The 26881-nt window shown below is 70.3% G+C and carries 23 protein-coding genes; 10 read left to right on the top strand and 13 right to left on the bottom strand.

What is annotated here, in order from left to right; genetic code table 11:
• Positions 1 to 16: 16 nt before the first annotated feature.
• From ACIGWZ_RS33900 to ACIGWZ_RS33875, 6 genes are all read left to right on the top strand, one after another.
• Positions 17 to 517, top strand: a complete 501-nt coding sequence (locus ACIGWZ_RS33900; protein WP_400070840.1) for a hypothetical protein — start codon at positions 17 to 19, stop codon at positions 515 to 517.
• A gap of 9 nt (positions 518 to 526) precedes the next feature.
• On the top strand, positions 527 to 1237 hold the full coding sequence (gene cseB, locus ACIGWZ_RS33895) for a two-component system response regulator CseB (protein WP_400070839.1): 711 nt from the start codon (positions 527 to 529) through the stop codon (positions 1235 to 1237).
• 8 nt (positions 1238 to 1245) lie between these two features.
• Positions 1246 to 2547, top strand: a complete 1302-nt coding sequence (gene cseC / locus ACIGWZ_RS33890; protein WP_400070837.1) for a two-component system sensor histidine kinase CseC — start codon at positions 1246 to 1248, stop codon at positions 2545 to 2547.
• A 111-nt stretch (positions 2548 to 2658) separates the two neighbouring features.
• Positions 2659 to 3513, top strand: coding sequence for a helix-turn-helix domain-containing protein (locus ACIGWZ_RS33885; protein ID WP_400070835.1), 855 nt, complete (start codon positions 2659 to 2661; stop codon positions 3511 to 3513).
• Entirely contained in the window at positions 3491 to 3790 is a 300-nt protein-coding gene (locus ACIGWZ_RS33880; RefSeq protein WP_400070833.1) for a DUF397 domain-containing protein, read from the top strand. The genes ACIGWZ_RS33885 and ACIGWZ_RS33880 overlap by 23 nt, the downstream gene beginning before the upstream one ends.
• A gap of 86 nt (positions 3791 to 3876) precedes the next feature.
• A complete protein-coding gene (locus ACIGWZ_RS33875; RefSeq protein ID WP_400070831.1) occupies positions 3877 to 5169 on the top strand; it encodes a hypothetical protein in 1293 nt (430 codons plus the stop codon).
• 117 nt (positions 5170 to 5286) lie between these two features.
• On the opposite strand, the gene ACIGWZ_RS33870 is transcribed toward ACIGWZ_RS33875, so the two are convergent.
• On the bottom strand, positions 5287 to 6894 hold the full coding sequence (locus ACIGWZ_RS33870; protein WP_400070829.1) for an MDR family MFS transporter: 1608 nt from the start codon (positions 6892 to 6894) through the stop codon (positions 5287 to 5289).
• Positions 6895 to 7150: 256 nt separating this feature from the next.
• On the opposite strand from ACIGWZ_RS33870, the gene ACIGWZ_RS33865 reads away from it, so the two are divergent.
• Positions 7151 to 7765, top strand: coding sequence for a TetR/AcrR family transcriptional regulator (locus ACIGWZ_RS33865; RefSeq protein ID WP_400070827.1), 615 nt, complete (start codon positions 7151 to 7153; stop codon positions 7763 to 7765).
• Here ACIGWZ_RS33865 and ACIGWZ_RS33860 read toward each other — a convergent pair.
• The gene (locus ACIGWZ_RS33860; protein ID WP_400070825.1) at positions 7747 to 8451 is read right to left on the bottom strand and encodes a M23 family metallopeptidase; all 705 of its coding nucleotides are present in this window, start codon (positions 8449 to 8451) and stop codon (positions 7747 to 7749) included. The genes ACIGWZ_RS33865 and ACIGWZ_RS33860 overlap by 19 nt on opposite strands.
• Before the next feature lie 501 nt (positions 8452 to 8952).
• On the opposite strand from ACIGWZ_RS33860, the gene ACIGWZ_RS33855 reads away from it, so the two are divergent.
• Positions 8953 to 12162 carry an NACHT domain-containing protein gene (locus ACIGWZ_RS33855; RefSeq protein WP_400070823.1) on the top strand — a complete coding sequence of 1070 codons (3210 nt, stop codon included), beginning with the start codon at positions 8953 to 8955 and terminating at the stop codon, positions 12160 to 12162.
• 28 nt (positions 12163 to 12190) lie between these two features.
• Entirely contained in the window at positions 12191 to 14236 is a 2046-nt protein-coding gene (locus tag ACIGWZ_RS33850; RefSeq protein WP_400070821.1) for an NACHT domain-containing protein, read from the top strand.
• Between the two features lie 413 nt (positions 14237 to 14649).
• On the opposite strand, the gene ACIGWZ_RS33845 is transcribed toward ACIGWZ_RS33850, so the two are convergent.
• Complete coding sequence (locus ACIGWZ_RS33845) at positions 14650 to 17175, bottom strand: ATP-dependent Clp protease ATP-binding subunit (RefSeq protein ID WP_400070820.1); 2526 nt, start codon at positions 17173 to 17175, stop codon at positions 14650 to 14652.
• Between the two features lie 498 nt (positions 17176 to 17673).
• Between ACIGWZ_RS33845 and ACIGWZ_RS33840 the strand changes: the two genes are divergently transcribed.
• Positions 17674 to 18369, top strand: a complete 696-nt coding sequence (locus ACIGWZ_RS33840; RefSeq protein WP_400070818.1) for an SCO3374 family protein — start codon at positions 17674 to 17676, stop codon at positions 18367 to 18369.
• On the opposite strand, the gene ACIGWZ_RS33835 is transcribed toward ACIGWZ_RS33840, so the two are convergent.
• The 10 genes from ACIGWZ_RS33835 to ACIGWZ_RS33790 all read right to left on the bottom strand — a co-directional run bounded on the left by ACIGWZ_RS33835 (position 18300) and on the right by ACIGWZ_RS33790 (position 26853).
• The gene (locus ACIGWZ_RS33835; protein WP_400070921.1) at positions 18300 to 18632 is read right to left on the bottom strand and encodes an Lsr2 family protein; all 333 of its coding nucleotides are present in this window, start codon (positions 18630 to 18632) and stop codon (positions 18300 to 18302) included. The two genes, ACIGWZ_RS33840 and ACIGWZ_RS33835, sit on opposite strands and share 70 nt — an antisense overlap.
• Before the next feature lie 156 nt (positions 18633 to 18788).
• On the bottom strand, positions 18789 to 19307 hold the full coding sequence (locus ACIGWZ_RS33830; RefSeq protein WP_400070816.1) for an amino-acid N-acetyltransferase: 519 nt from the start codon (positions 19305 to 19307) through the stop codon (positions 18789 to 18791).
• 9 nt (positions 19308 to 19316) lie between these two features.
• On the bottom strand, positions 19317 to 19835 hold the full coding sequence (locus tag ACIGWZ_RS33825; protein WP_400070919.1) for a BlaI/MecI/CopY family transcriptional regulator: 519 nt from the start codon (positions 19833 to 19835) through the stop codon (positions 19317 to 19319).
• Between the two features lie 172 nt (positions 19836 to 20007).
• Complete coding sequence (locus ACIGWZ_RS33820; protein ID WP_400070815.1) at positions 20008 to 20184, bottom strand: hypothetical protein; 177 nt, start codon at positions 20182 to 20184, stop codon at positions 20008 to 20010.
• Positions 20185 to 20230: 46 nt separating this feature from the next.
• Complete coding sequence (locus ACIGWZ_RS33815; protein ID WP_400070813.1) at positions 20231 to 20887, bottom strand: hypothetical protein; 657 nt, start codon at positions 20885 to 20887, stop codon at positions 20231 to 20233.
• 177 nt (positions 20888 to 21064) lie between these two features.
• Positions 21065 to 21862, bottom strand: coding sequence for a type III pantothenate kinase (locus ACIGWZ_RS33810; RefSeq protein WP_400070811.1), 798 nt, complete (start codon positions 21860 to 21862; stop codon positions 21065 to 21067).
• Positions 21863 to 21867: 5 nt separating this feature from the next.
• Positions 21868 to 22923, bottom strand: coding sequence for a carboxylating nicotinate-nucleotide diphosphorylase (gene nadC / locus ACIGWZ_RS33805; protein ID WP_400070809.1), 1056 nt, complete (start codon positions 22921 to 22923; stop codon positions 21868 to 21870).
• Complete coding sequence (locus ACIGWZ_RS33800) at positions 22920 to 24668, bottom strand: L-aspartate oxidase (RefSeq protein WP_400070807.1); 1749 nt, start codon at positions 24666 to 24668, stop codon at positions 22920 to 22922. The genes nadC and ACIGWZ_RS33800 overlap by 4 nt, the downstream gene beginning before the upstream one ends.
• A complete protein-coding gene (gene panC, locus ACIGWZ_RS33795) occupies positions 24665 to 25819 on the bottom strand; it encodes a pantoate--beta-alanine ligase (protein WP_400070806.1) in 1155 nt (384 codons plus the stop codon). Before panC ends, ACIGWZ_RS33800 begins: the two co-directional genes overlap by 4 nt.
• A complete protein-coding gene (locus ACIGWZ_RS33790) occupies positions 25816 to 26853 on the bottom strand; it encodes a Rossmann-like and DUF2520 domain-containing protein (protein WP_400070804.1) in 1038 nt (345 codons plus the stop codon). The genes panC and ACIGWZ_RS33790 overlap by 4 nt, the downstream gene beginning before the upstream one ends.
• Positions 26854 to 26881: the final 28 nt, after the last annotated feature.

Raw genomic sequence — 26881 nt, 5'->3', positions numbered from 1 at the left:
CGCGCCCAGGGGCGCGATGAGCGCCTCCCCCTCGCCGACCACTCCCTACGAGAAGGTCGACGCGGTCAAGCTGCTGAAGAACGACCCCAAGGTCGGCCCGTATGTGAAGAAGTCCCTGGCCCAGCCGTGCGTGGCCGAGGAGTACCCGGTCGAGGTGACGTACGCCTCACTGACCGGCGGCAAGTCCCCCGACGTCATCGTCAACGTCATGACCTGCGCGGATTCCGTCGGCATCGGCGCTTATGTGTTCCGCAGGCAGGGCAGCGGCTATGAAAACGTGTACGGCAATGAGCAGCCGTCGGTCTCGGCCGGGGTCAACGGGAGCAAGCTGGAGGTCTCCCAGCAGACCTACGATTCCGACGACAAGGTGTGCTGCCCCTCGGGCGAGGACGTCCTGACCTACCGCTGGTCGGACGACCGCTTCACCCAGCAGGGCCGGCCGTCTCACACCGACTACAGCAAGACCACCGTCAAGGAAGCCCCCGGGGCGGCCGACGGCACGGGACCGGAGGGGTAACACAACCGCATGGCCGATACGCATGTGCTCTTTGTCGAGGACGACGACGTGATCCGCGAGGCCACCCAGCTTGCCCTGGAGCGGGACGGCTTCATGGTCACCGCCATGCCCGACGGGCTCGCCGGGCTGGAGGCGTTCCGCGCCGACCGCCCCGATATCGCCCTGCTCGATGTGATGGTGCCGGGCCTCGACGGCGTCAGCCTCTGCCGCCGCATCCGCGACGAATCCACCGTCCCGGTCATCATGCTCTCCGCGCGCGCCGACTCCATCGACGTGGTGCTCGGGCTGGAGGCCGGCGCCGACGACTACGTCACCAAGCCGTTCGACGGCGCCGTACTGGTCGCCCGGATCCGCGCCGTACTGCGCCGCTTCGGCCACGCCAGCGGCCCGGACGGCAACGGCAGCCGCGCGGCCGACGCGGACGGCCCCGCCGAGGCCGTCCTGCGCTTCGGCGACCTCGAGGTGGACACCGAGGGCATGGAGGTCCGCAAGGCCGGCGAGCCTGTCGCCCTCACCCCGACCGAGATGCGGCTGCTCCTCGAATTCTCCGACGCCCCTGGTACGGTCCTCTCTCGCGACCGCCTCCTGGAGCGGGTCTGGGACTACGGCTGGGGCGGCGACACCCGCGTCGTGGACGTCCATGTCCAGCGGCTGCGCGGGAAGATCGGCCAGGACCGGATCGAGACGGTCCGCGGCTTCGGTTACAAGCTGAGAGGCTGACGCCACCGGTGGTCAGGCTGGCCGTGCGCACGGGTCTGAGATGGAAGCTCAGCGCGGCGATCGCGCTCGTGGGAGCGCTGGTCGCGATCGCGCTGAGCCTTGTCGTGCACAACGCGGCCCGCCATTCCATGCTCGACAGCAGCCGCGATGTGCAGGTCGAGCGGCTCAACATCACCCAGCAGATCTACGAATCGACCCACCGGCTCCAGTTCGGCGCGAAGGTCAACGACCCGACGCTGCCGCAGCCCCTCAAGGACGAGATCGCCGAGGGCGAGCGGGCCACCTACGTCGAGGACAACGGGGAGACCGCGCCCGAGGTGTGGGCGGCCACCCCGCTCGGCAACGGCCAGGTGCTGTCCCTGCACGACCCCTTCTTCGATCGCTTCACCGTCCTGGACGACCTGGACCGGGCGCTGCTGATCGGCTCGTCCGCGGTCGTGCTCGGCGGCTGCGCGCTGGGCGTGCTGATCGGCGGACGGCTCTCCCAGCGGCTGCGCAAGGCGGCCGCCGCCGCGGGCAAGCTCGCCGACGGCGACACGTCCGTCCGCATCCGCGACGAGGTCGGCGGCCGGGTCCGCGACGAGACCGACGATCTGGCCTGGGCCGTGGACGCCATGTCCGACGCCCTCCAGCAGCGCATCGAGGCCGAGCGCCGCGTCACCGCCGACATCGCCCACGAACTGCGTACCCCCGTCACCGGCCTCCTCACCGCCGCCGAGCTGCTGCCCCCCGGCCGCCCCTCGGAACTCGTACGGGACCGGGCCCAGGCGCTGCGCACCCTCGTCGAGGACGTCCTGGAGGTCGCCCGCCTCGACGGCTACGCCGAACGCGCCGAGCTCCAGGACGTCGCCTTCGGCGAATTCGTCACCCGCCGCGTGCGCTCCCTCAACCAGGACGTCACCGTCGACGTCGTACGGGACGCCGACGTCACCACCGACCCGCGCCGCCTGGAACGCATCCTCGGCAACCTGATCGCCAACGCGGCCCGGCACGGCAAGCCGCCCATCGAGGTCACGGTCGAGGGCCGGGTCCTGCGCGTCCGCGACCACGGCCCCGGCTTCCCCGAGCACCTCCTGCGCGAGGGCCCCAGCCGCTTCCGCACCGGCAGCACCGACCGCGCCGGCCGCGGCCACGGCCTCGGCCTGACCATCGCCGCCGGCCAGGCCCGCGTCCTCGGCGCCCGCCTCACCTTCCGCAACGCCGACGAGCTGACGGACGGCTCGACGGGCGCGGTGTCCGTGCTGTGGCTGCCGGAGAACGCCCCGACGAGTACGGGAAGCTTTCCGGTCATCCACCTGCCGGACCGGTGACCTCACCCGCTTGTGCGGATTGTGACCGTCCCGTCACTTTATGGATTCACCCGGCGTAGCGTGGCCGTTATTGGGTTGCAGCGGGCAACCCGCAAGCAGCGGCGGTGAGTTATGCCCCCTCGGAAGGATCCTGACGCTTCGGCGAGCGTCCCGTGCTTCTACGGTGCGGAGTTGCGGTACCAGAGAGAAGAAGCGGGCTTCACGCTGGAACAGTTGGTGGAGGGCAGCTTTCGCGGCCTCTCGTTCCTCAGCCAGATCGAACGGGGCGAGCGGGCGATGCCGATGGATCTGGCCCGACACGTCGACAAAAAGCTTGCTACGAACGGCTTTTTTGAGCGCCGTTGCGAAGCAACTCAGAAGGCCCGCAAGGCCGGGTACGCGGAGCATTTTGCCGATGTCGCGGAGCTGGAGCCGCGTGCAGCGACGATCGAGGACTGGGCGCCAATGCTCGTCCCAGGCCTGTTACAGACCGCACCGTACTCGCGGGCGATCATGCGTTCAGCAATGCCTTGGACCTCCGGCGACGAGATAGAGCAGATGGTGAGGGCGCGGCTGAAGCGGGCGGAGCTGTTCGAGCAGGAGAAGCCACCCAAGCTCTGGGCGATCTTGGACGAGAACGTGATTCGCCGCCGGGCCCTTCCGCCGGGGGAGATGGCGGAGTTGATGGAGCACATTGCGGACGTGGTCAAGGCAACGCCGTCCATTCTGCAGATCGTTCCGGGAACCGCAGGTGTCCACCCCTTCATGATGGGGCTGACCAGGATCATGACCTTCAGCGACGCGCCTCCCCTGGTCTACACGGAGGGCTTGCACAGCGGCCAACTCATCGACTACCCGCCACATGTGACGCGGTATCGGGAGTCGTACGATCTGCTCAGGGCCGCCGCATTGCCGCCTGAGGCGTCCCTGGCCATGGTCGAGGAAGCGGCAAGGGGCTACAGACATGAAGCGCAGCAGCGGGATTGACCTGAGTGCAGCCACCTGGCGCAAGAGCAGCTACAGCAGCGGCACCGGCGGCGAATGCATCGAGGTCGCCGAAGGCTTCCTCGGGGCCGCCACCTGGCGCAAGAGCAGCTACAGCAACGGCACCGGCGGCAACTGCATCGAAGTCAGGGGCGACCTCCCCGGCCTCGTCCCCGTCCGCGACAGCAAGGACCCGCACGGCCCGGCGCTCGTCTTCCCGGCCGACGGCTGGTCGGCGTTCGTCGTCGCCGTCAAGGACGGTCAACTGCCCGGCGCCTGACCCGACTTGCCCCGTCGACACGTTCGGCGGGGCAAGGCGCTCGGAACGGGCCACACCGGCGACGGCCGCCTGGCAAGATCGCCTGCATGTCGAACGAATCGGCGCATACCTACAGGCGCATAGGCGACATCCTCCGCGACCTCGGCATCACGCCGGATCAATCCGGGGCCCAGGGAGCCGAGCGCCCGCCCGACAACGCCACCCGGCCGCCCTCGCTCACCTACACCCGTATAGGCGCGGTCCTGCACGACCTCGGCATGCTGTCCGAGGAGACGAGGGACGGCGTCCTCGAAGAATGGGCCGATGACGCCGACGACGAACTGGACTACGGCAACGCAGCCGACGCCCTCGAAGAGTTCGGCGTGGCGATCTCGGTCAGTTCCACCAGCGGCGACATCCACCACGACTACGAGGCCCTGATGACGGACGCCGCCGCGATCGCCGGCGACAACGTCACCCTCACCAACTTCCGGCTCGTCGAGGGCGAAGGCGATTTCGCGGGCGACAGTCCCCTCAACGACCGTTTCGACCTTGTGGAATTCGAGCGGAACGGCGAGCCCGTCACCATCGGCGCCGAGCACTTTTCGGATCGCCACCTCAACCCGGGGGCGGGCGTCGATGCCGTCATGATGACCGTCGCCGACGACGACCCCCGCTCCTGGCACGAGATCGACTTCGAGGGCACGCAGCGCAGCGGGGACGACATCGTCCTGGTCCTCGCCACCCCCGGGCAGGCGGCGGCCCTCCACGACCGGCTGGGTTTCGCCTTCGTCACGGAAGAGGACGAGGGCGAGGACGAGGTCGAGGACCCGACAACCTTCACGTACGCCCAGGTCGGCACCGTCCTGCACGAGATCGGCATGATCTCCGAGGAGCGGCTGCGGCGCGGCATCGAAGAGTTCGCCGCCTACGCGCACGAGGCGGGGGACCACTACGAGGCGGCCTGCGCGCTCGAACACTTCGGTGTGGCGGTCTCGGTGCACGCCGACGACATCGACTCGATCCACGAGGGCTACGCCTACCTCCTGGAGACCGCCGCCGAGGTCGCGGGCAACAGGGTCGCCATCACCGATGTCCGGCTCGTCGAGGGCGAGGGCGAGTTCGAGGGCGGCCGGGACGACATCCTGGAGTTCGAGCGCGACGGCACGACCGTGTCCATCAACGCCGAGCACACCGCGATCGACTACTACGACCACCTGGCGGCCTGCGACGCCATCGAGGCGACCGCTCACGAGGACGACCCCGGTGAATGGTGCTTCCTCGACTTCACGCGCGAGGAGGGCCGCGTCTACGACACCGTGATGGTGTTCGCGACGCCCGAGCAGCGGAAGGCGCTGGGCGAGCGCCTGGGGTTCACGTTCCCCTTCGGGACGGAATGACGAGCGGCCCCCGCGTACGCGAGGGCCGCTCCGTTCAAGACGGTCGCTCCGGTCGGGCCGGACCGCCACCGTCCGTCAGATACCGTCCGTCGGATACCTTCCGTCAGTCGCCGTCCGTCAGACGCCGACCGGCTCTGCCATCGGCGCCTCGTCCGCCGCCGCGTCCGCGTCCGGCTTGGGCGCCGCCGGGCCGCCCCGCAGCGGGACCTCCTTCAGGAACCAGGCCGCGGCGAAACCGATGATGCTGACGACCGCGCCCCACAGGAAGACCTGGTGGCTGCCGTTGGCCACGGCGTGCGCGTACGCGTCCTGGACCACCGGCGGCAGCTTCGGCAGGGTCTTGGGGTCCATCTGGGCGCCGCCGCCGGTGACCTTGGCGCCGGCCGCGGCACCGAGCCGGTCGACCATCGTCGTCTTCACCTGGCTGGTGAAGATCGCGCCGAGGATGGCGACGCCGAACGAGCCGCCGATCGTACGGAAGAGGGTGGCCGAGGAGGAGCCGACGCCCATGTCCTTCATCTCGACGCTGTTCTGCGCGATCAGCATCGTGGTCTGCATCAGGAAGCCCATACCGGCGCCGAGCACCGCCATGTAGACACCCGAGGTGAAGCGGGTGGTCTCGGTGTCCATCAGGGCCAGCAGGGCCAGTCCCGCGGTGATCAGCCCGCCGCCCACGACCACGAAGATCTTGTACTTGCCGGTCGTGGTGGTGATCCGGCCGGCGAACAGCGAGACGGCCATCATCGCCAGCAGCATCGGGAGCAGCAGCAGGCCCGAGTTGGTGGCCGAGGCGCCCTGCACGGTCTGCTGGAACAGCGGCAGGAAGGTCATCGACCCGAACATCACGAAGCCGACGAGGAAGCCGATGACCGTGACGAGCGAGAAGTTGCCGTTACGGAAGATGTGCAGCGGCACCACCGGCTCGGCGACCTTGCGCTCCACCAGGACGAAGAGCGCGAGGGCGACGACGCCACCGGCGCCCAGCCCCAGGATCTGCGGCGAGGTCCAGGCGTACTCGGTGCCGCCCCAGGTGGTGAGCAGCACCAGCGCGGTGATGCCGACGGTGAGCAGCACGGATCCGACGTAGTCGATCCGGGCCTTCGACCGCTTCTTCGGCAGGTGCAGCACCGCGGTGACCATGATCAGTGCGACCGCGCCGAGCGGCAGGTTGATGTAGAAGCTCCAGCGCCAGCCGAGGTGGTCGGTGATGCTGCCGCCGACCAGCGGTCCGCCGATCATCGCGACGGCCATGACGCCGGCCATCATGCCCTGGTACTTGCCGCGCTCCCGCGGCGGAATCAGATCGCCGATGATGGCCATGACGCCGACCATCAGGCCACCCGCGCCCAGGCCCTGCACCGCGCGGAAGCCGATCAGCTGCCCCATGTCCTGGGCCATGCCGGACAGCGCGGAGCCGATCAGGAAGATCACGATGGACGTCAGGAAGACGCCCTTGCGCCCGAACATGTCGCCGAGCTTGCCCCAGATCGGGGTCGATGCGGCGGTGGCGAGCGTGTACGCGGTGACCACCCAGGACAGGTGCTCCATCCCGCCCAGTTCACCGACGATGGTGGGCATCGCCGTACCCACGATCATGTTGTCCAGCATCGCGAGAAGCATCGCGATCATCAGCGCGAAGAGCACCACCCGCACGCTGGCGGGCTGCTTCCCCCCGTCCGCTGCCGATATCTGTCCGTCCCCCGCTGAGGCCGCTTTCTGCGACATCCCCGTCCTCACTTCTCCCACTCCCACTTACTTGCCGCCCGGCTAGTTCAGTACAGTGAGGAAGGTAGGCGGCTAACTAGCCGGGCGTCAAGTAAGTTTCTGGGGCGCTCGCCGGGGCAGCCCTCTGACCAGCACCGCGACTACGCAAGCACCACGCAAGAACGACGCAAGCACGACGCAAGAACCACATGCGAATCATGTACAGACCACGCGGCAATGACGCGGCAACGACGCAGCGACCACGCAGGAGAAGGCCATGAGCACACCGCACTCGCGCCGGGGGAACACCCGCCAGCGCATTCAGGACGTCGCTCTGGGGCTGTTCTCCGAGCAGGGCTACGAGAAGACCTCCCTGCGCGAGATCGCCGAGGAACTCGAGGTCACCAAGGCGGCGCTGTACTACCACTTCAAGACCAAGGAAGACATCGTGATCAGCCTGTTCGAGGACCTGCGCGGTCCCATCGACGAGCTGATCACCTGGGCCGAGGCGCAGCCCCGCACCCTCGCCACCAAGCAGGAAGTGATCCGCCGCTACGGCGCATCGCTCCGCGACGCCGAGCCCCTCTTCCGCTTCATGCAGGAGAACCAGGCGACCGTGCGCGACCTCGCCATCGGCAACACCTTCAAGGAGCGCATGCACACCCTCTTCGGCCTCCTCCGGGAGCCCGATGCGGAGCTGACGGATCAGGTGCGCTGCCTGACGGCGCTGTTCTCCATCCACGCGGGCATGTTCGCGATGCAGAACCTCGAAGGCGACCCCGAGGAGAAGCGCAAGGCCATCCTCGAGGTCGCCACAGAACTGGTCACGGCGGCAAACCCGCCGAACCGCCGGCCAGCCCGGCCGGATTCAGCTCAGACGGTGTCGCCGTGAGCCCGCAGGAATCCGGTCGGCTCGATGCCCGTCCCGTAGTCAGGACCGGTGCGGACCTCGAAGTGCAGGTGCGGGCCGGTGGAGTTACCGGTGCTGCCGGAGAGGCCGATCTGCTGGCCCGTGGCGACCTGCTGGCCGACCTGGACCTGGATCTGTGAGAGGTGCGCGTACTGGGTGTACGTACCGTTGTCGTGCTTGATCACGATGGCGTTGCCGTACGCCGGGCCGTCGCCGCCACCCCAGGGGCCGGCCTTGACCACGGTGCCGTGATGGACGGCGTGGACCTGGGTACCGGTCGGCACGACGAAGTCCTGGCCACTGTGGTTGTGCGACCAGTGGGAACCGGCGAGACCGAAGGTCGAGCCCAGGGTGTACTTCTCGACCGGCTTGACCCAGGCCTCGGCCCGCTTGGCCGCGTCCTCCTTGGCCTTCACGGCGGCCGCCTTGGCCTTCGCCGCGGCCACCTTCGCGTCCTTGACCGCCTTGGCCTGCGACTCGGCCTGCTTGGCAACCGTGGAGCCGACATTCGCGGAGAGGCTCATCAGACCCGAGTCGGCGGCGTTGGCGGCACCGGCGCCCAGCGCGGCGGCTATGCCGAGACCACCGGCCACAACGGCGACGCGATTGCGCAGCACGGACTTCTTCGCGGAGTTCTTGGAATGACGAATAGCGGTGAACTTAGACATGCGGGTTTGTCCTCCAGTGATCTGGAATCAGGAATTGATTTGCTTCTCCCGGCTGCGGACCGGGTTGGCCATTCCTTGGTAACCCGCATTCGGCGACCCGCCAAGCGCCCCCTGCTACTACCCGGCGCCGTATCCGGCCCGGTGTAATTCAGACCATTGCGAGGCAGGCGGACCCACCCGATGACGGCACTCCAGCCTGCACCGCATGCCCTATGACCTGCCCGTTCATCGACACCCCAACCTGCGCCCGCCGATCACCGCCCGCTCCGGCGAAAACCCCGCCCCCCGGCCGAACGGCACCCCTAATTCCTCTAGTAGGCAGCAAATACCGTGTGCGCCATGTCACCGGCGAATAAGATCCACGGCTTTCTTTGTGACCTGGGCAACGTGACGCGGGTTACGTAAATCCCCGAGAATTGAGCGAATTGCCCACCCGGCAGCCCCTGGGCGCGTAGCCTGGCTCCGACGACAGCAGCAGCCACGGGGGAGGCCGCCCGCACGATGGAACCGTCAGCAATCGGCATACGGCTCGCGTCGAGCGTGGTCGCGCCCCTCGTGAAGAAGCTCTTCGTCAAGGAGGGGCCGGGCGCCGGGCTCGTCTCGGGGCCCGTACGGATATCCGGCCTGGTGTCCTTCAGGGGCGAGAAACGCACCCTCTCCGACAAGGACCTGCACAGACTCGCGACGGAGCTGGTGACCCGGTCCTTACGCGCCGCCCTCCCCGGCGAGCGCCCCCTCCCCGCGGACGAGGAAACGGCCGTGGCCGACGCCCTGGCCACCACCCTGAGCGGCCTCGGCGAGCTCGCCATGGACGACGTACAGGCCGTCCTGCTCGGCCACAGCGTCCTCGCGGACCGCCTGACGACCGCCGCCCCGCACGCCACCCGCGGCCTCGGCCGGGACGCCGAACTGCTCCACCACACCCTGCTCAGCACGGCCTGCCTGCACATCGTGCACTTCTTCACCCAGCGGTCGACGTTCGTGGCCCGCACCCTCGTCGAGCAGAGCCGCAGCCTGGACGGCGTGATCACCAAGATCGACGCCTTCGTCGAGGGACACCCCTCCGCGCGCGCCGCCGACACCGCCTTCGAGCGCAGCTACCTCACCTACATCGCCCGCAAGCACAGCCGGCTGACCATCTACGGCATCGATCTGGCCCACTCCCCGGACCGCTGGCCGCTGGACTCCGCGTATCTGAGCCTGGGCGCGACCGGCCCCCGCCGGGACCTCGCGGTCACCGACATGGAGCCCGAGGACCTGCCACCCCGCCCGCCGCAACGCGCCGACCGGGCCCTCGCCGACTTCGACCGCGTCCTGCTGCGCGGCGTCGCCGGCTCCGGCAAGAGCACCCTCATCCAATGGCTGGCCGTCTCCTGCACCAAGGACCCCACCGACACCCCCGTCCCCCACCTCTACGGCCGCCTCCCCTTCGTCCTCCCCTTGCGCACCCTGACCCGCTCCGGCGCCGCCCTGCCCACCCCCGACCGCTTCCTGTCCGCCGTCGGCTGCCCGGTCTCCGGCGCCCAGCCCGACGGATGGGCCGAGCGCGTCCTGGCCTCCGGCCGCGGCCTCCTCCTGATCGACGGCCTGGACGAGATCCCCGAGGCCGAGCGCAGGCCCGCCCGCGCCTGGCTGCGCGACCTGCTGGACGCCTTCCCCGGCAACCTGTGGCTGGTCACCACCCGCCCCTCCGCCGTACGCGAGGACTGGCTCGCCACGGACGGCTTCGACGAGCTGACCCTCACCCCGATGGGCCGCGACGAGGTCGCCGCCTTCATCGCCCGCTGGCACGCGGCGGCCCGCGAGGACACCGCGGACGTCGAACGCCTCGACACCTACGAGCAGTCGCTCCTGTCGGCCGTCCGCACCAAACAGGACCTCGGCCTGCTCGCCACCAACCCCCTGATGTGCGGGCTGATCTGCGCCCTGCACCAGGACCGGCGCGGCTATCTCCCGCACGGGCGCAAGGAGTTGTACGACGCGGCGCTCGGAATGCTGCTGTCCCGGCGCGACCGCGAGCGGGACATGGGCGCACCCACGGGCATCGAGCTGGGTGACGAGCCGCAGGTGCAGCTGCTGCAACGGTTGGCGTACTGGCTCATCCGCAACGGGCGCACCGAACTCCTCCGCGAGCGGGCGCAGCGGATCATCGGCGATGCCCTGCCGGCGGTGCCCGCGGCGGCGGCCCAGGGCGACGCGGCGGCCGTCTTCCGCCATCTGCTGCTGCGCAGCGGGCTGCTCCGCGAACCGTCGGCCGGGTCCGTCGACTTCATCCACCGGACGTTCCAGGACTACCTGGGAGCCAGGGCCGCCGTCGAGGAGGGCGACTTCGGACTGCTGGTGGAGCATGCCGTCGACTCCCAGTGGGAGGACGTCATCCGGATGGCGGTGGCACATGCGCGGCCGCGGGAAAGGGCCGAAATCTTACGGGGGTTGATCAATCACGGCGACCGCATCAGGAGCCCCCGCACCCGCCTGCGCGTCCACCTGCTCGCGATGGCCTGCCTGGAGCACGCCACGGAGCTCGATCCGCTGGTGCGCGAAGAGGTGTACGGGCGCGCGAGAGCGATCCTGCCGCCCCGCCGCCACGAGGAGTCGCAGCTGCTCGCCGACGTGGGACCCATCGTCCTGGAGCTGCTGCCCGGCCCCGACGGCCTGGAGGACGACGAGGCGCAAGAGGTGGTTTCCACCGCTGCGCGCATCGGCTCGGACGCCGCACTGGAAGTCATGAAGCGCTTCCGGAGGCACCCTTCCCCGAACGTGCGAGCCCGGCTTGCGTTGGCCTGGCAGAACTTCGACACCGAGCGCTACGCCCAGGAGATCGTCCGGTACATAGGCAGCGACGTGCCCGTCACCGTGAGCAGCCCCGCCGAACTGCACGCCCTCAAGGCCCTCGGCGGTCAGCCGCACACCATCGTCGTCGGCTCGCACAGCGACGACGAACTCCTCCGCGAGCTGGCGCACCGCGAGATCACGAACCTGGCCCTGGTGGACAACCCGAAGATCGACAGCGTCGCGTTCCTCCGGAACTTCCCGCAGCTGACGTCGCTGCGGCTCCAGGGCTGCCCCGCCGTCGAAAGCCTCACCCCGCTCGCGGACCTGCCCCTCCGCTACCTCTCCGTCAGCGGATTGGGCGATCTGCGCGGCCTCGACCGGCTGCGCCGTCTCGACTCCCTGACGGTCCAGTCGTCGCTCCCACCGGAGGGGCTGGCGTCGGCCCCGCCGGACGCCCCGCTCACCCGCCTCGTCGTCGACGAGCCGATCGGCCCCGCCGCCAACCGTGTGACGTCCTGGCCGCGCCTGCAATACGTACAACTGCGGCGCCTCTCCGAAGACTTCGCCGAGGCCCAGTGGCAGGCACTCGCCGGCCTCACCGAGCTCGAGGACTTCTCCTTCGGCCTGGCCGTCGAAGGTGCCGCCCTGCGCATTCCCCCCGGTCTTCAGCTGCCGCAGGTGACGACCCTCAGCCTCCTCAACACCGACCGCCGCCCCGTCTCCGAACTGAGCCGCATCCTGCGCAGCGCCCTCCCCGCCTTCCCCGGCGCCCGGAAAGTCCAGCTCTACGGCATGATCGACGCCCCCATCGACCTCTCACCGCTCTCGGCCCTCCCCCACCTCCGAGAGGTCCACCTCTCCCACCTCCACCCGGAAAACGCCAACTCCCTCCCACCGCACACCGAACTCACCCTCTACCCCCGCCCCCGCGCCTAACCACCGCCGCAACCGCTACGGGGAACCCATGGATCCCACAAGCCCCACTCCCCCCACCCCAGACGCCGCCTTCGAAACCCACTACGCCCACTCCACCGCCACCACCCACAACCACCTCACCATCTTCGGCATCGACCTCGCCCACTCCCCCGACAGCTGGCCCCTCGACGCCGCCTACCTGGGCCTCCAGTGCGAGCCCGACCCGGCCGCCCAGTCCGAGGGCGACGAGCCCCCCACCCCCGCCGAACAGGCCCTCGCCGACCGCCCCCGCATCCTCATCCGCGGCGTGGCCGGCTCCGGCAAGACGACCCTCCTCCAGTGGCTGACCGTCGCCACCGCCCGCGACGAACTGCCCGACACGCTCGCGGGGTTGAGGGGCCGGATCCCCTTCCTCCTCCCCGTACGCCGCTTCGCCCGCGACGGCTTCCCCGAGCCCGCCGGGTTCCTGGCCGCCGTCGGCTCCCCGGACGCGGCCGCTCAGCCGCCCGGCTGGGCCGAGCGCGTACTGAGCGAGGGGCGCGCCCTCCTCCTCATCGACGGGATCGACGAAGCACCCGAGAGCGCCCGCGAGGAGGTCCGCGAACGCCTCCGCGACTGGACCACCCGCTACCCGGGCACCGTCTGCATCGTCACCTCCCGCCCCTCCGCCGTACCGGGCAACTGGCTCGCCGCCGAGGGCTTCACCGAGCTCTCCCTGGCACCGATGAGCCGGGAGGACATCGCCGCGTTCATCCAGCGCTGGCACCGCGCCGCCGCCCAGCGGAACCCGGCCGACCTCGACCGGCTCGGGCACTACGAGCACACGCTGCTCAACGCCGTCCGCATCACCCGCGACCTGGGCCGCCTCGCCACCAACCCGCTGATGTGCGGGCTGCTGTGCGCCCTGCACCGCGACCGGCGCGGCTATCTGCCCAACGGCCGCAAGGAGCTGTACGACGCCGCGCTGTCGATGCTGCTGGAGCGCCGCGACCGGGAGCGGGCGATGGTGGCCACCGACGGCGTCCAGCTGACCCGGCAGCCCAAGATCCAGCTGCTGCAGAAGCTCGCCCACTGGATGCTGATCAACGGGCGCTCCGAGATGGACCGGGAGACGGCCATCGCGACCCTCGCCGCGCATCTGCCCGCCATACCGGACGCCGCCCGCCAAGGCGGCCCCGAGGAGGTGTTCCGCCACCTCCTCAACCGCACCGGGCTGCTGCGCGAGCCGACCCCCGGCACCGTCGACTTCGTGCACCGCACCTTCCAGGACTATCTCTCCGCGCGGGCGACGGTCCAGCGGCACGACTTCGCGCTGCTCCTCGAGCACGCCCACCACGACGACTGGGAGGACGTCATACGGATGGCTGTGGCCCTGGCCCGGCCCGACGAATGCGCGGCGCTCCTGGACGGCCTGCTGGCCCCGCACGCGGGCGTACGGGCCGCCGAGGCCCGGCACCGCAAGCTGCTGGCGGCCGCCTGTCTGGAGCACGCCGCCGAGCTGGACCCGGCGGTCCGGGCGCGCGTGCAGCGCTTCACCCGGGACATGGTGCGGCCCGGCACCCCGTCCGCGGCCCGCGCACTGGGCTGGATCGGCCCGATCGTCCTGGAAATGCTCCCCGACCCCGCCCGCGCCTCCGACGACGAGGCATACCTCCTCGCCATCACCGCCACCTCCATCGCGGACGACATGGCGATCGACTATCTGACGGGGCTGCGCGACCACCAGCACCACGCCGTACGGGCGCAGCTCGCCGGGGCCTGGCGGCATTACGACACCGCCCGCTACGCCCGCGAAATCATCGCCCATCTCGAACCGGCCGAGCTGTATTTCCCGGTGGCCGATATCGGGGAATTGCATGCGCTGCGCCGACTGGGCGGCCGCCCGCATCTACGGATTTCCGGGCACTTCACGCCGGACCAACTGATCGAGGGCATCGCCCCGGCGGACGGCCTCACCCGCCTCTGGCTCGCCTATGACCTGGGCGTCTCCATGGAATGGCTCTCGGCCTTCCCAAAACTGGACACACTCCAGATCGGCCGCCGTATTCCCCCGGTAAGCGGCGTACCCGACGGCATCCGCATAATCCAGCTCTAAGGGCTGTTCCCCACCGATTGCCTCGCCTTGCTTTGCCTCGCTTCAGCCTCCCGCCCGCCGACCACGAAGTCGCTCAAACGCTCGCGCCGACCCACACCGATCAGGCACTCGCAGATCACGCCGCCTCGCGCCGGTCAGGCGCAAACTCTGCCGCTGCTCACGCCGCCTCTCGCCGGTCACGCACTGGCCCAACGCTCGCGTCGCCGCCTCTCGCCGATCACGTGGTGCCCCACGGGAATACCGCCCCGTCATCCCCACGTTGTGGGCCCCGAGGGGGCGCTCCCGTCCCCTACGGGATCTGTTCACCCGCCCCCTAAGGCCCAGGCCGCATGCCTGAGTGACCGGCCGATAACGCAAACTGCCCCGGAACCGCTTCGTGCGGTTCCGGGGCAGTTCCCGTGGAGGGAGGCGCGTTACGCGTCCTTGCTCAGGTTCGGGCCCGAGCCGCCGGCGGCGGACTCGATCGGCGGGGCGTCGGGCAGGGCCGACTTCTCCTCGCCGCGGAAGGTGAACTTGGCGGTGTCACCCTCGCCCTCGACATCGACGACCACGATGTGGCCCGGACGCAGCTCGCTGAAGAGGATCTTCTCCGAGAGGGCGTCCTCGATCTCGCGCTGGATCGTGCGGCGCAGCGGACGGGCGCCGAGCACCGGGTCGTACCCGCGCTTGGCCAGCAGCGACTTGGCCTCGCCGCTGAGCTCGATGCCCATGTCGCGGTCCTTGAGCCGCTCGTCCACCTTGGCGATCATGAGGTCGACGATCTGGATGATGTCTTCCTCGGTCAGCTGGTGGAAGACGACGGTGTCGTCGACACGGTTGAGGAACTCGGGGCGGAAGTGCTGCTTGAGCTCTTCGTTGACCTTGTTCTTCATCCGCTCGTAGCTGGACTTGGTGTCGCCCTGGGCCGCGAAGCCGAGGTTGAAGCCCTTGGAGATGTCCCGCGTACCGAGGTTGGTCGTCATGATGATGACCGTGTTCTTGAAGTCCACGACCCGGCCCTGGGAGTCGGTCAGACGACCGTCCTCCAGGATCTGCAGCAGCGAGTTGAAGATGTCCGGGTGGGCCTTCTCGACCTCGTCGAAGAGCACGACGGAGAACGGCTTGCGGCGCACCTTCTCGGTGAGCTGGCCGCCCTCTTCGTAGCCGACGTAGCCGGGAGGCGAACCGAACAGCCGCGAGACCGTGTGCTTCTCGCTGAACTCCGACATGTCGAGGGAGATCAGCGCGTCCTCATCACCGAAGAGGAACTCGGCGAGGGTCTTGGACAGCTCCGTCTTACCGACACCGGACGGGCCCGCGAAGATGAACGAACCGCCGGGGCGCTTCGGGTCCTTCAGGCCGGCACGGGTACGGCGGATGGCCTGGGAGAGCGCCTTGATGGCGTCCTTCTGGCCGATGACGCGCTTGTGGAGCTCGTCTTCCATCCGGAGCAGACGGCTCGACTCCTCCTCGGTCAGCTTGAAGACCGGGATGCCCGTCGCCGTCGCCAGGACCTCGGCGATCAGCTCCTCGTCGACCTCGGCGACGACGTCCATGTCGCCGGCCTTCCACTCCTTCTCCCGCTTCGTCTTCGCGGCCAGGAGCTGCTTCTCCTTGTCGCGCAGACCCGCGGCCATCTCGAAGTCCTGCGAGTCGATCGCGGACTCCTTCTCCCGGCGCACATCGGCGATCTTCTCGTCGAATTCGCGCAGGTCCGGCGGCGCGGTCATCCGGCGGATCCGCATCCGGGAGCCGGCCTCGTCGATCAGGTCGATCGCCTTGTCCGGCAGGAAGCGGTCGGAGATGTAGCGGTCGGCCAGGGTGGCCGCAGCGACCAGCGCGGAGTCCGTGATGGAGACGCGGTGGTGCGCTTCGTAGCGGTCCCGCAGACCCTTGAGGATCTCGATGGTGTGGGGCAGCGACGGCTCCGCGACCTGGATCGGCTGGAAGCGGCGCTCGAGGGCCGCGTCCTTCTCCAGGTGCTTGCGGTACTCGTCGAGCGTGGTGGCACCGATGGTCTGCAGCTCGCCTCGCGCCAGCATGGGCTTGAGGATGCTGGCGGCGTCGATCGCGCCCTCGGCGGCGCCCGCACCCACCAGGGTGTGGAGCTCGTCGATGAACAGGATGATGTCGCCGCGGGTGCGGATCTCCTTGAGAACCTTCTTCAGGCGCTCTTCGAAGTCACCGCGGTAGCGGGAGCCGGCGACCAGGGCACCGAGGTCGAGGGTGTAGAGGTGCTTGTCCTTGAGGGTCTCGGGCACCTCGCCCTTGACGATGGCCTGGGCCAGTCCTTCGACGACCGCCGTCTTGCCGACGCCGGGCTCGCCGATGAGGACCGGGTTGTTCTTGGTACGGCGGGAGAGCACCTGCATGACCCGCTCGATTTCCTTCTCGCGCCCGATGACCGGGTCGAGCTTGGTCTCGCGAGCGGCCTGCGTCAGGTTGCGGCCGAACTGGTCCAGGACGAGGGACGTCGAGGGCGTGCCCTCGGCGGGGCCGCCGGCCGTGGCGGCTTCCTTGCCCTGGTAGCCGGAGAGCAGCTGGATGACCTGCTGCCGCACCCGGTTGAGATCGGCGCCCAGCTTCACCAGGACCTGGGCGGCGACGCCCTCGCCCTCGCGGATCAGGCCGAGCAGGATGTGCTCCGTACCGATGTAGTTGTGGCCGAGCTGGAGGGCCTCGCGGAGCGAAAGCTCCAGGACCTTCTTGGCACGGGGAGTGAAGGGGATGTGCCCGGACGGGGCCTGCTGCCCCTGCCCGATGATCTCCTCCACCTGCTGGCGGACCGCCTCGAGCGAAATCCCGAGGCTCTCCAGGGCCTTAGCGGCGACACCCTCACCCTCGTGGATCAGGCCCAGGAGGATGTGCTCGGTGCCGATGTAGTTGTGGTTGAGCATCCGGGCTTCTTCCTGAGCCAGGACGACAACCCGCCGCGCGCGGTCGGTGAACCTCTCGAACATCGTTAATCGCTCCTCAGAGCGGTCAGAAAGATCGGGGACGATCCCCTCCCTGTCCTTCCGCATGCTAGTCCCGCGGGGCGGGACAGCTCATTCCAACTGCCGACACCCGTCCGGATCACCCCCGCTCCGGCGGGGAAATTTACTGCCGAACAGCTGACATCTGCTCCAACTCGATGGTGCGAGACGATGTTCCCGCAGGCCAGGCATATACGCTCTTCACCACTACGCCCGTGGCGAACGCACCCCTTGCCGACACGCCCGCCGCCTCCCGCCCTCAGCCGGAGCGGATCGCCCTTGAGCGCCGGTCACACGGTCTCTTCCCACTGTGACTGTCTTACCCGCTGCCACTGACACTCCATGCGGCGCGGGCCGCTTCCATCCGCTACGGGCGAACATCCGCACGCCGCCGGATGCACCCTCACACCCCGGTTCGGCTACGGTACGTATCCATACCTCAACCCAGCGTAACTTCCTGTGTTGCGGGGAGTTGCACCGGATATGGCCCGCGCGCTTCCGCGACCCCGCAGCCCTCTTGCCGCCGTCCGCCGGTGGTACGAGGAGGAGATGAGCTGGCCGACCACCGGCACGGAGCCGGTGGAACTGCTGGTGGGGCCGCGCTTCGACGTCCTGGAGATGCCGGCCGACGCGGGGCGGGCCGTACTGCGGCGGCTGCCGCACACCGGTCCGGTCGCGCTGCTGCGTCCCGGCCGCGACGGAAATCGCCGCTTTGATCGGCCGAAATTGCTCATGCTCATCGCGGCCGGTGGGGCCGAGGAACTCCCGGAAATCCTGGAATGGCTCGAGTGGGGCGCGCTCGCACCCGATCTCGGCGCCCGCGGGCCCGGAGAACGGATGCCCGCACCGGCCGTCCCCCCGTACTCGTCCGCCGCCTGGGCGCCGTCATCGCGCGGATTCGGCGCGCGGGAGGCCGCAGGATGGTTGCGACCTCCCCGGCCGGGGCGCGCGGCGGAGAATTCCCTGCCCGCCACGGGGATCCGGGCAGGAACCGGAGACGTTGGGGGCGCCCCCGACCTCATTCGGCTGGTGAGCGCGGCGGCAACGGAGTGCCACCGTGCCCGGTTGCTGCGTGCTCGTAATGCCCAATCGGATCGCGCTGACGGCGATCAGCCGTTGGCCTTCTCAAATGCCTCGCGAATGTCGGCGGGGACGCGGCCACGGTCATTGACGTTGTAGCCGTTCTCCTTCGCCCAGGCGCGGATCTTCGCGGTGTCACCCGGGCCGCCGGAAGCGGCCCGCGCCTTGCCACGGCCCGCAGCGCGCCCGCCCGTACGACGACCGGCCTTCACGAACTCCGAGAGCGACTCGCGAAGCTTCTCGGCGTTGGCGACGGTGAGGTCGATCTCGTAGGACTTGCCGTCGAGAGAGAACGTCACGGTCTCGTCGGCCTCGCCGCCGTCGAGGTCGTCGACAAGAAGAACCTGAACCTTCTGTGCCACCGGTTTCCCTTTCATCGAATGTGGATTACGACGGAAAGCAAACCGCTTTTCCGGGAAAAACACAAACCCTTGGGTAGGGTTCACTTGCCCGCAGAGCGGGGAACACATGCTTCCGTAGCCATGAGATAGGGGAGCGATTCGGACATAGAACACTGATCACAGGTGCAGAAGCATCCGGCTGTTACCCAGGGTGTTGGGCTTCACTCGTTCGAGCCCGAGGAACTCGGCAACGCCCTCATCATAGGAACGCAGCAGCTCGCTGTAGACATCACCGTCTACCGGAGTCTCACCGATCTCCACGAAGCCGTGCTTGGTGAAGAAGTCGACTTCGAAGGTGAGACAGAAAATGCGTCGCACTCCGAGCCAGCGTGCGGTACGCAGCAGCTTGTCCAGGACTTGATGTCCGACTCCCGAGCCCGTGAGCTGGGGATCCACCGCCAGCGTGCGGACTTCGGCCAGGTCTTCCCACATCACATGGAGTGCACCGCAGCCGACGACCTCGGCGTCCTCATCGCGCTCGGCGACCCAGAACTCCTGGATGTCCTCGTAAAGCGTGACGGTGGCTTTGTCGAGCAGGATGCCGTCTCGTGAGTAGGAGTCGATGAGGCGGCGTACCGCCGGGACATCGCTGGTCCGGGCACGACGGACGGTGAGGCCTTTTGAATGCACGGGCATGCCGGGACGCTATCGCCCCGCCCCCGAGACGTCCGCCCCGGGTTCATCACCTTCGCCGGACGCGCGTTCTCGCGCCTCTTGCCGTGCTTGTTCGGATCCGGCTTGAGAGGCCTGTTCCGGGCCCGCTTCCGTTCCGGCTTCCGCGTCCGCTTCCGGTGCCTGTTCAGGAGCGGTCTGTTCAGCCGGGGCGGCGCTCTCCGGATCGTCGATCTGCACCATCCGTACGGCATCGCGCAGGGCATGTCGCTGTTCCGGCGACATCATGTCGAAGAAGGCCACAAGAGCGGCCGCGGGGTTGTCGCTGGCGGACCAGGCTTCGTTCATGAGTGCGGCCGAGTACGCGGCACGAGTGGAGACCGCCTCATATCGATAGGCGCGGCCTTCTGCTTCGCGGCGGACCCAGCCCTTCTGATGAAGGTTGTCCAATACGGTCATGACCGTCGTGTAGGCGATCGACCGTTCCTTCTGGAGATCTTCCAGGACTTCTCGAACGGTGACCGGGCGGTTCCACTCCCAGACCCGCGTCATCACCGCGTCTTCCAGATCACCCAATGGTCTCGGCACACAAGAACAATAGTGGGAGATGTCCCGAATGCCGGTTGATCTCGTTGCGTTTGGGCCGGAAAAAGGTTGTACGACCCGAGACGGTCATTCCCGGGTCGTACCGTGCGCGCGCACTGCCGAATGGACGGCGGGTCGGTCAGGCGCCGTGCGCCTTGGGCGCCGCAGCGGACTCGGCGCGGGCCATCAGGGCGTCCGCGGCGGCGTCTTCCTTGGCCTTGTTCGGACCGCCCTGGCTCTTGACGATCGTCACGATCAGCGCGGTGAAGGCCACGGCCATCACTACGGGCGGGGTCAGCGCTGCGAGGTAATCCATGGCGTGCGGCCTCCTTTGGGGCGTGAGATTCCAGAGTACGCAGCGCTCAGGCGGTGCGGGTCTCGGGGGGCGGGGCGGGCTTGCGGCGGGGCGGGAAGACCTCGCCGGGCGTGGGGATCGGGCGGTCCGGGCGCGGGGCCCTGGGCGCGGGCTGCGGCGCGGGCTGCGGGCGCCGCTTGGGCTCGGCCGTCGGCTCGGGCTCCGGCGTGCGCTCCGGCTCGTGCGCCGCACGCCCGCCGGGCAGGGCGCGCAGCCGGGCCCGTACGGAGCGCTCGGCCAGCTGCTCGCAGTGGCGCAGCAAGGTGGCGCGGCGCTCGCTCTCGGCCGCCCCGGTGCGCCGCGCGGCGAGCGAGCGCAGGGCGGCGAGGTCGTCGGGGCCGGGGACGTAGCCGGCCGCCAGGGCCTCCTTGAGGTGGGCGAGGTAGCCGACGGCCGAGCCGGGCAGGGTTTCGCGATAGCGGGCGAGGTCGGCGAGCAGGAAGGCGCGCAGCCGGCCGCCTTCGCGGACCGCCTCGTCCACCGCCTCGGCCAGCCGGAGATACTCCCGGGTGTCCTCCGGCCAGGGGAAGCCGGCGGCACCGAGCGGGACGGAGCGGTCCACCAAAGTGACTGACTGCAGGGCATGGGCGAGAGCGCGACGGAGCACTCGCAGCTCATCGGCGCTGAACGTCATGCCGCCGCGGGATCCGTATGGCATAGGCATGCGGAGACTTTACGACCGATTCGGACAAAAGCCGCTTAATTCGCGCACAATGGCGCGGCTGGTCGTACCGGGCACCTCTCGGGGACGAGCGCCCCTCGGGGAAGGGCGCCCCTCAGAGGCGAGTGGCCCTCGGGGACGGCGGTCCTCAAGGGCCGGGCGACAAGGGCCGGGCGATGCTCAGGACCGGGCGATGTTCCGCTCGTACACCAGCCGCAGGCCGATCAGGGTGAGCCAGGGCTCATGCGCGTCGATCACCGAGGACTCGCCGAGCACCATCGGGGCCAGTCCGCCGGTGGCGATCACCGTCACCTCGTCCGGGTCCTCGGCCAGCTCCCGCGCCATCCGCTGCACCACGCCGTCCACCTGGCCCGCGAAGCCGTAGAGGATGCCGGACTGCATCGCCTCGACGGTGTTCTTGCCGATGACGCTGCGCGGCCGGGCCAGCTCGATCTTGCGCAGCTGGGCGCCCTTGACGCCCAGCGCGTCCACCGAGATCTCGATGCCCGGCGCGATCACGCCACCGACGTACTCGCCGCGCGCGCTGACCGCGTCGAAGGTGGTGGCCGTGCCGAAGTCCACGACGATCGCCGGGCCTCCGTAGAGCTCGACGGCCGCCAGGGAGTTGATGATCCGGTCGGCGCCGACCTCCTTGGGGTTGTCCATGAGGACCGGCACGCCCGTCTTCACGCCGGGTTCGACGAGGACGGCCGGGACGTCCCCGTAGTAGCGGCGGGTGACCTCGCGCAGCTCGTGCAGCACGGAGGGGACGGTCGAGCAGATGGAGATGCCCTCGATGCCGTCGCCCAGGTCGTCGCCGAGGAGGGGGTGCATCCCCATCAGCCCCTGGAGGAGCACGGCCAGCTCGTCGGCGGTGCGGCGGGCGTCGGTGGAGATCCGCCAGTGCTCGACGATCTCCTCGCCGTCGAAGAGGCCGAGGACGGTGTGCGTGTTGCCGACGTCGATGGTGAGCAGCATGGCGGTCAGCGGCCCTCGTCCTGGCCCTCGGCCCGGCTGTCGTCCTCGCGCAGGTCGAGGCCGATGTCGAGGATCGGGGAGGAGTGGGTGAGTGCGCCGACGGCCAGGTAGTCGACGCCGGTGTCCGCGTAGCCGCGGGCGTTGGCGAGGGTGAGGCGGCCGGAGGACTCCAGCATCGCGCGGCCCGCGACCAGTTCCACGGCCTCCTTCGTCTGCTCCGGCGTGAAGTTGTCCAGGAGGATGAGGTCGGCGCCCTCGGCGAGGATCGGCGGGATCTGGTCGAGGCGGTCGACCTCCACCTCGATCGCCAGACCGGGGAACTCGGCCCGTACGGCCGTGAACGCCGCGGCCACACCGCCCGCCGCGACCACGTGGTTGTCCTTGATCAGCGCCGCGTCCGACAGCGACATCCGGTGGTTGACGCCGCCACCACAGCGCACCGCGAACTTCTCCAGGGCGCGCAGCCCCGGCGTGGTCTTGCGGGTGTCGCGGACCTTGGCCTTGGTGCCCTCCAGGACGTCCGCCCAGGCGCGGGTGGCGGTGGCGATGCCCGACAGCCGGCACAGGAGGTTCAGCGCGCTGCGCTCGGCGGTGAGCAGGTCGCGGGTGCGGGTGGTGACGGACAGCAGCTTCGTGCCGGCCTCGACCCGGTCGCCGTCCTCGACGTGCCGCTCGACCGCGAACTCGTCGGTGCACACGATGGACAGCACCGCTTCGGCGATCCGCAGCCCGGCGACCGTACCGGCCTCGCGGGCCGTGAAGTCGCCGGTGGCGACCGCGTCCTCGGGGATGGTCGCCACCGTGGTGACGTCCACGCCCTGGTCCAGGTCCTCCTCGACCGCCATGTGCGCGATGTCCTCGACCTGTACGGGGTCGAGGCCGGCGGCCACCAGGAGCGCGGCCAGGTCGGGGTCGAGACCGCAGCTCAGCGGGTCCAGCTCGTACGAGCCGTCGTCGTCGCCGGCGCAGCCGCAGGCATCGCCGCAGCCTCCGCCGGTGGGGGCGCCGCTGGAGGGCCCGCCGATCTGGAGGAGGGGGAGGTCGTCGGGGGTGCTGCTCACGGGTTCGGCTCCGTTTCGGGCTGGGTGGCGGGGAAGTCGGCGGTGTCCGTGGCGCGGTGGACCAGGGTGTGCGGCGGACTGTGGGTGATCAGGGTGTGGCGCTGCCAGGACGCGTCGTCCCGGTCGGGGAAGTCCTCGTGCCAGTGGCAGCCGCGGGTCTCGTTGCGCCTGCGGGCACTGGAGACCAGCACCCGCGACACCAGCAGGAGGTTCGTGGCCTCCCATGCTTCCACGCCCGGCTCGGCCGTCTTGCCCTCGTCGGACTCGGTGCGGGCCCGTGCGGTCATCCGGTTGAGCGCGACGGAGGCCTCCGCCAGGCTCGCCTCGGACCGCAGGACGCCGGCGCCCCTGGTCATGATCCGCTGGATCTCGAAGCGCGCCTCGGGCGACAGCAGCGGCACCGGCGGTCCGCCGGGCAGCCGGTGCTCCCCGGGCTGCCGTACGGGGTGCGCGGCGATGTCCGCGGCGATGCGCTCCGCGAACACCAGGCCCTCCAGGAGGGAGTTGGAGGCCAGGCGGTTGGCGCCGTGGACACCGGTGCAGGCGGCCTCACCGCAGGCGTAGAGGCCGGGCACGGTGGTGCGCCCGCGCAGGTCCGTACGGACGCCACCGGAGGCGAAGTGGGCGGCCGGGGTGATCGGGATGGGCTCGGTGACCGGGTCGATGCCGTGGGCGCGGCAGGCGGCGAGGATGGTCGGGAAGCGGTGTTCCCACATCTCGGCGCCGAAGTGCCGGGCGTCCAAGTACATGTGGTCGGCGCCCTGTTCCTGCGCCCGCCGGATGATCGCCTTGGCGACGATGTCGCGCGGGGCCAGCTCGGCGAGTTCGTGCTGCCCGATCATGAAGCGGGTGCCGTCGGCGTCGACCAGGTGGGCGCCCTCGCCCCGTACCGCCTCGGAGATCAGCGGCTGCTGGCCCTCCGCGTCCGGCCCCAAGTACAGGACGGTGGGGTGGAATTGGACGAATTCGAGGTCGGAGACCTCGGCCCCGGCACGCAGCGCCAGCGCCACGCCGTCACCGGTGGAGACGGCCGGGTTGGTGGTGGCGGAGAAGACCTGCCCCATGCCCCCGGTGGCGAGGACCACCGCCGGGGCGTGCACCGCGCCGACGCCGTCGTGCTGCCCCTCCCCCATGACGTGCAGGGTGACGCCGGAGGTGTTGCCGTCGGCGTCGGTGAGCAGGTCGAGGACGAGGGCGTTCTCGATGGTGCGCAGTCCGGCGGCGCGGACCGCCTCGACCAGCGCGCGGGAGATCTCGGCCCCGGTGGCGTCGCCGCCCGCGTGCGCGATACGGCGGCGGTGGTGGCCGCCCTCGCGGGTGAGCGCCATCTCGTCGCTGCCGGGTGCGGTGTCGAAGCGGGCGCCGGTGGCGATCAGCCGGTGCACGGCGTCCGGCCCTTCGGTGACCAGGGTCCGTACGGCCGCCTCGTCGCACAGTCCGGCGCCCGCGACGAGGGTGTCGGCCAGGTGCTGCTCGGGGGTGTCGCCGTCGCCGAGGGCCGCGGCGATGCCGCCCTGGGCCCAGCGGGTGGAGCCGTCGTCGAGCCGGGTCTTGGTGACGACGACCGTACGGCGACCGGCGGCGGCGCAGCGCAGGGCCGCGGTCAGCCCGGCCACCCCGGAGCCCACCACGACGACGTCCGCCTCGATGGACCAGCCGGGGGCGGGGGCGGTCAGCCGTATGCCGGAGGTCGGGGTGGTGCCGGGGGCTATCGCGTGGCCGGGACCGGTTCCTGTGGCAGTCATCGGGGCGCTCCGAGGGGGCCTTGGGGAGTGGTGGTGGGGTGTGCGGGCACGGTCGCGGCGGGGGCGTCGGCGGATACGGCGGCCCCGGTGGCGGCCGCGTGATGCGGCGCGCAGCGGGCGTCCGACGAGCCTGCCGTCGGTGCGAACACCAGGCGGATGTTGTCGATGAGGCGTGTGGTGCCGACCCTGGCGGCGATCGCGAGGACCGCCTCGCCCTCGTACCCGTCCGGGACCTCGGTGAAGTCGGACGGATCGACCAGCGCCAGGTAGTCCAGTTCGAGTGGCGGGTCCAGGCTGGCCGCGTCCGTCAGGACCGCGCCGGCCGCGGCGCGGGCCACGGACGGGCCGTGCGGCGGGCCGGCGGCGGCATAGGCGACGGCGTGCGCGTCCGCGGCGGCCCGGTCCTCGCCGAGCGCGGCCAGCGCCGCGGCCCGGTCCTGTACGGGGTGACCGGCGGAGGCGGCGCGGGCGCGCAGCGCCTCCTCGGCCGCGAGCCGGTCGCGGGCCGCGAACAGCGCGGCGGACAGCGCGAGCGCGGTGCGGCGTTCGGGCGCGGACAGATAGCGGTTACGGCTGGAGAGGGCCAGGCCTTCGTCCTCGCGGACCGTGGGGACGCCCACGATCTCGACGGGGAAGTTCAGATCGGCGGCCATCCGCGTGATGACGGCCAGCTGCTGGGCGTCCTTCTCCCCGTAGAGGGCGACATCGGGCGCCGTCAGATGCAGCAGCTTGGCGACGACGGTGAGCACCCCGTCGAAGTGGCCGGGGCGGCTGGCGCCTTCCAGGAGCGTGCCCATCGGGCCCGCGGCGATCCTGATCTGCGGCTCTCCACCCGGGTAGACCTCGTCGACGGACGGCGCGAACACCACGTCCGCGCCCGCCTCGGCGGCCAGCGCCACATCCGCATCCAGGGTGCGGGGGTAGCGGTCCAGGTCCTCCCCCGCCCCGAACTGCAGCGGATTGACGAAGACCGTGACCACGACCTGTCCCTGCGCGCCGACCCGCTCCCGGGCCGCACGGACCAGGGTGGCGTGCCCCTCGTGCAGCGCGCCCATGGTCATGACGACGGCGCGGCGGCCGGTGCCGCGGGGGAGGTCGCGCAGGGCGGCGGCGGTGTGCAGGAGGTGGGCGGGCGGGGGCGCGGGGGTCATCGGTCGCCTCCGGCGGGGCCGCTGTCGTCGGGGTGGGGGCCGCTTTCGGGGCCGTTGTCAGGGTCGTCGTCGGGCCCGGGGCGGTGGTCGGGGCCGTCGGTGGGCCCGGCGCCGTCGGTGGCCCGGTCCGGGGCGGGCCCGGCGAGCACGCCGAGCAGGTCCTCGGCCAGCTCCGGCTTGAGCAGGCCGTGGGCCAGCGCCCGGTCCGCGGTCGTACGGGCCATCGCCAGATACCCGGCGACGCTTCCCGGGGCATGCCGGCGCAGCTCCGCGACATGCGCGGCGACCGTACCCGCGTCCCCGCGCGCGACCGGCCCGGTCAGGGCGGCGTCACCGGAGCGCAGGGCGTTGTCCAGGGCCGCGCCGAGCAGCGGGCCGAGCATCCGGTCCGGGGCCTCGACGCCCGCGGTGCGCAGCAGCTCCATCGACTGCGCCACAAGGGTGACCAGGTGGTTCGCGCCGATGGCGAGCGCCGCGTGGTAGAGCGGACGGGCCGACTCCGCGATCCACTCGGGCTCCCCGCCCATCTCGATGACCAGCGCCTCGGCCGCCATCCGCAGCTCGTCGGGCGCGGTCACCCCGAACGAGCACCCGGCCAGCCGCTGCACGTCCACGGAGGTGCCGGTGAAGGTCATGGCGGGGTGCAGCGCGAGGGGCAGCGCGCCGGCGCGGGTGGCCGGGTCGAGCACGGCCGTGCCGTAGCGCCCGGAGGTGTGCACCAGCAGCTGGCCCGGCCGTACGGCACCGGTCTCGGCGAGGCCGCGCACCAGGTCGGCGAGGGCGTCGTCGGGGACGGTCAGCAGCACGAGATCGGCGCGGGCGAGGACCTCGGCCGGGGTGACCAGCGGGACATCCGGGAGCAGCGCCGCGGCACGGCGTACGGAGGCGTCGGAGACCCCCGATACGGCGACCGGGCGATGCCCGGCGAGCTGCAACGACGCGGCGAGGGCGGGCCCGACACGGCCCGCGCCGACGACTCCGACGGTGAGCCGGGCGGGGCGGTCCTGGGCCTCGAGGGGTGGGATTGCGTTCACGCGGCGATGGCCTTCCGTTCCAGTCCGC

The organism is Streptomyces sp. NPDC053427 (assembly GCF_044544985.1).
Lineage (GTDB): Bacteria > Actinomycetota > Actinomycetes > Streptomycetales > Streptomycetaceae > Streptomyces.
Note: the sequence above shows the minus strand (reverse complement) of the source record. Positions and strands in the feature narration are given on the sequence as shown.

Coding starts and splice junctions, on each gene's coding strand:
- ACIGWZ_RS33900 (WP_400070840.1), top strand. CDS start 17: ATGAGCGCCTCCCCCTCGCCGACCACTCCCTACGAGAAGGTCGACGCG.
- cseB (WP_400070839.1), top strand. CDS start 527: ATGGCCGATACGCATGTGCTCTTTGTCGAGGACGACGACGTGATCCGC.
- ACIGWZ_RS33885 (WP_400070835.1), top strand. CDS start 2,659: ATGCCCCCTCGGAAGGATCCTGACGCTTCGGCGAGCGTCCCGTGCTTC.
- ACIGWZ_RS33880 (WP_400070833.1), top strand. CDS start 3,491: ATGAAGCGCAGCAGCGGGATTGACCTGAGTGCAGCCACCTGGCGCAAG.
- ACIGWZ_RS33875 (WP_400070831.1), top strand. CDS start 3,877: ATGTCGAACGAATCGGCGCATACCTACAGGCGCATAGGCGACATCCTC.
- ACIGWZ_RS33870 (WP_400070829.1), bottom strand. CDS start 6,894: ATGTCGCAGAAAGCGGCCTCAGCGGGGGACGGACAGATATCGGCAGCG.
- ACIGWZ_RS33865 (WP_400070827.1), top strand. CDS start 7,151: ATGAGCACACCGCACTCGCGCCGGGGGAACACCCGCCAGCGCATTCAG.
- ACIGWZ_RS33860 (WP_400070825.1), bottom strand. CDS start 8,451: ATGTCTAAGTTCACCGCTATTCGTCATTCCAAGAACTCCGCGAAGAAG.
- ACIGWZ_RS33855 (WP_400070823.1), top strand. CDS start 8,953: ATGGAACCGTCAGCAATCGGCATACGGCTCGCGTCGAGCGTGGTCGCG.
- ACIGWZ_RS33850 (WP_400070821.1), top strand. CDS start 12,191: ATGGATCCCACAAGCCCCACTCCCCCCACCCCAGACGCCGCCTTCGAA.
- ACIGWZ_RS33845 (WP_400070820.1), bottom strand. CDS start 17,175: ATGTTCGAGAGGTTCACCGACCGCGCGCGGCGGGTTGTCGTCCTGGCT.
- ACIGWZ_RS33840 (WP_400070818.1), top strand. CDS start 17,674: ATGGCCCGCGCGCTTCCGCGACCCCGCAGCCCTCTTGCCGCCGTCCGC.
- ACIGWZ_RS33830 (WP_400070816.1), bottom strand. CDS start 19,307: ATGCCCGTGCATTCAAAAGGCCTCACCGTCCGTCGTGCCCGGACCAGC.
- ACIGWZ_RS33825 (WP_400070919.1), bottom strand. CDS start 19,835: ATGACGCGGGTCTGGGAGTGGAACCGCCCGGTCACCGTTCGAGAAGTC.
- ACIGWZ_RS33820 (WP_400070815.1), bottom strand. CDS start 20,184: ATGGATTACCTCGCAGCGCTGACCCCGCCCGTAGTGATGGCCGTGGCC.
- ACIGWZ_RS33815 (WP_400070813.1), bottom strand. CDS start 20,887: ATGCCTATGCCATACGGATCCCGCGGCGGCATGACGTTCAGCGCCGAT.
- ACIGWZ_RS33810 (WP_400070811.1), bottom strand. CDS start 21,862: ATGCTGCTCACCATCGACGTCGGCAACACGCACACCGTCCTCGGCCTC.
- ACIGWZ_RS33800 (WP_400070807.1), bottom strand. CDS start 24,668: ATGACTGCCACAGGAACCGGTCCCGGCCACGCGATAGCCCCCGGCACC.
- panC (WP_400070806.1), bottom strand. CDS start 25,819: ATGACCCCCGCGCCCCCGCCCGCCCACCTCCTGCACACCGCCGCCGCC.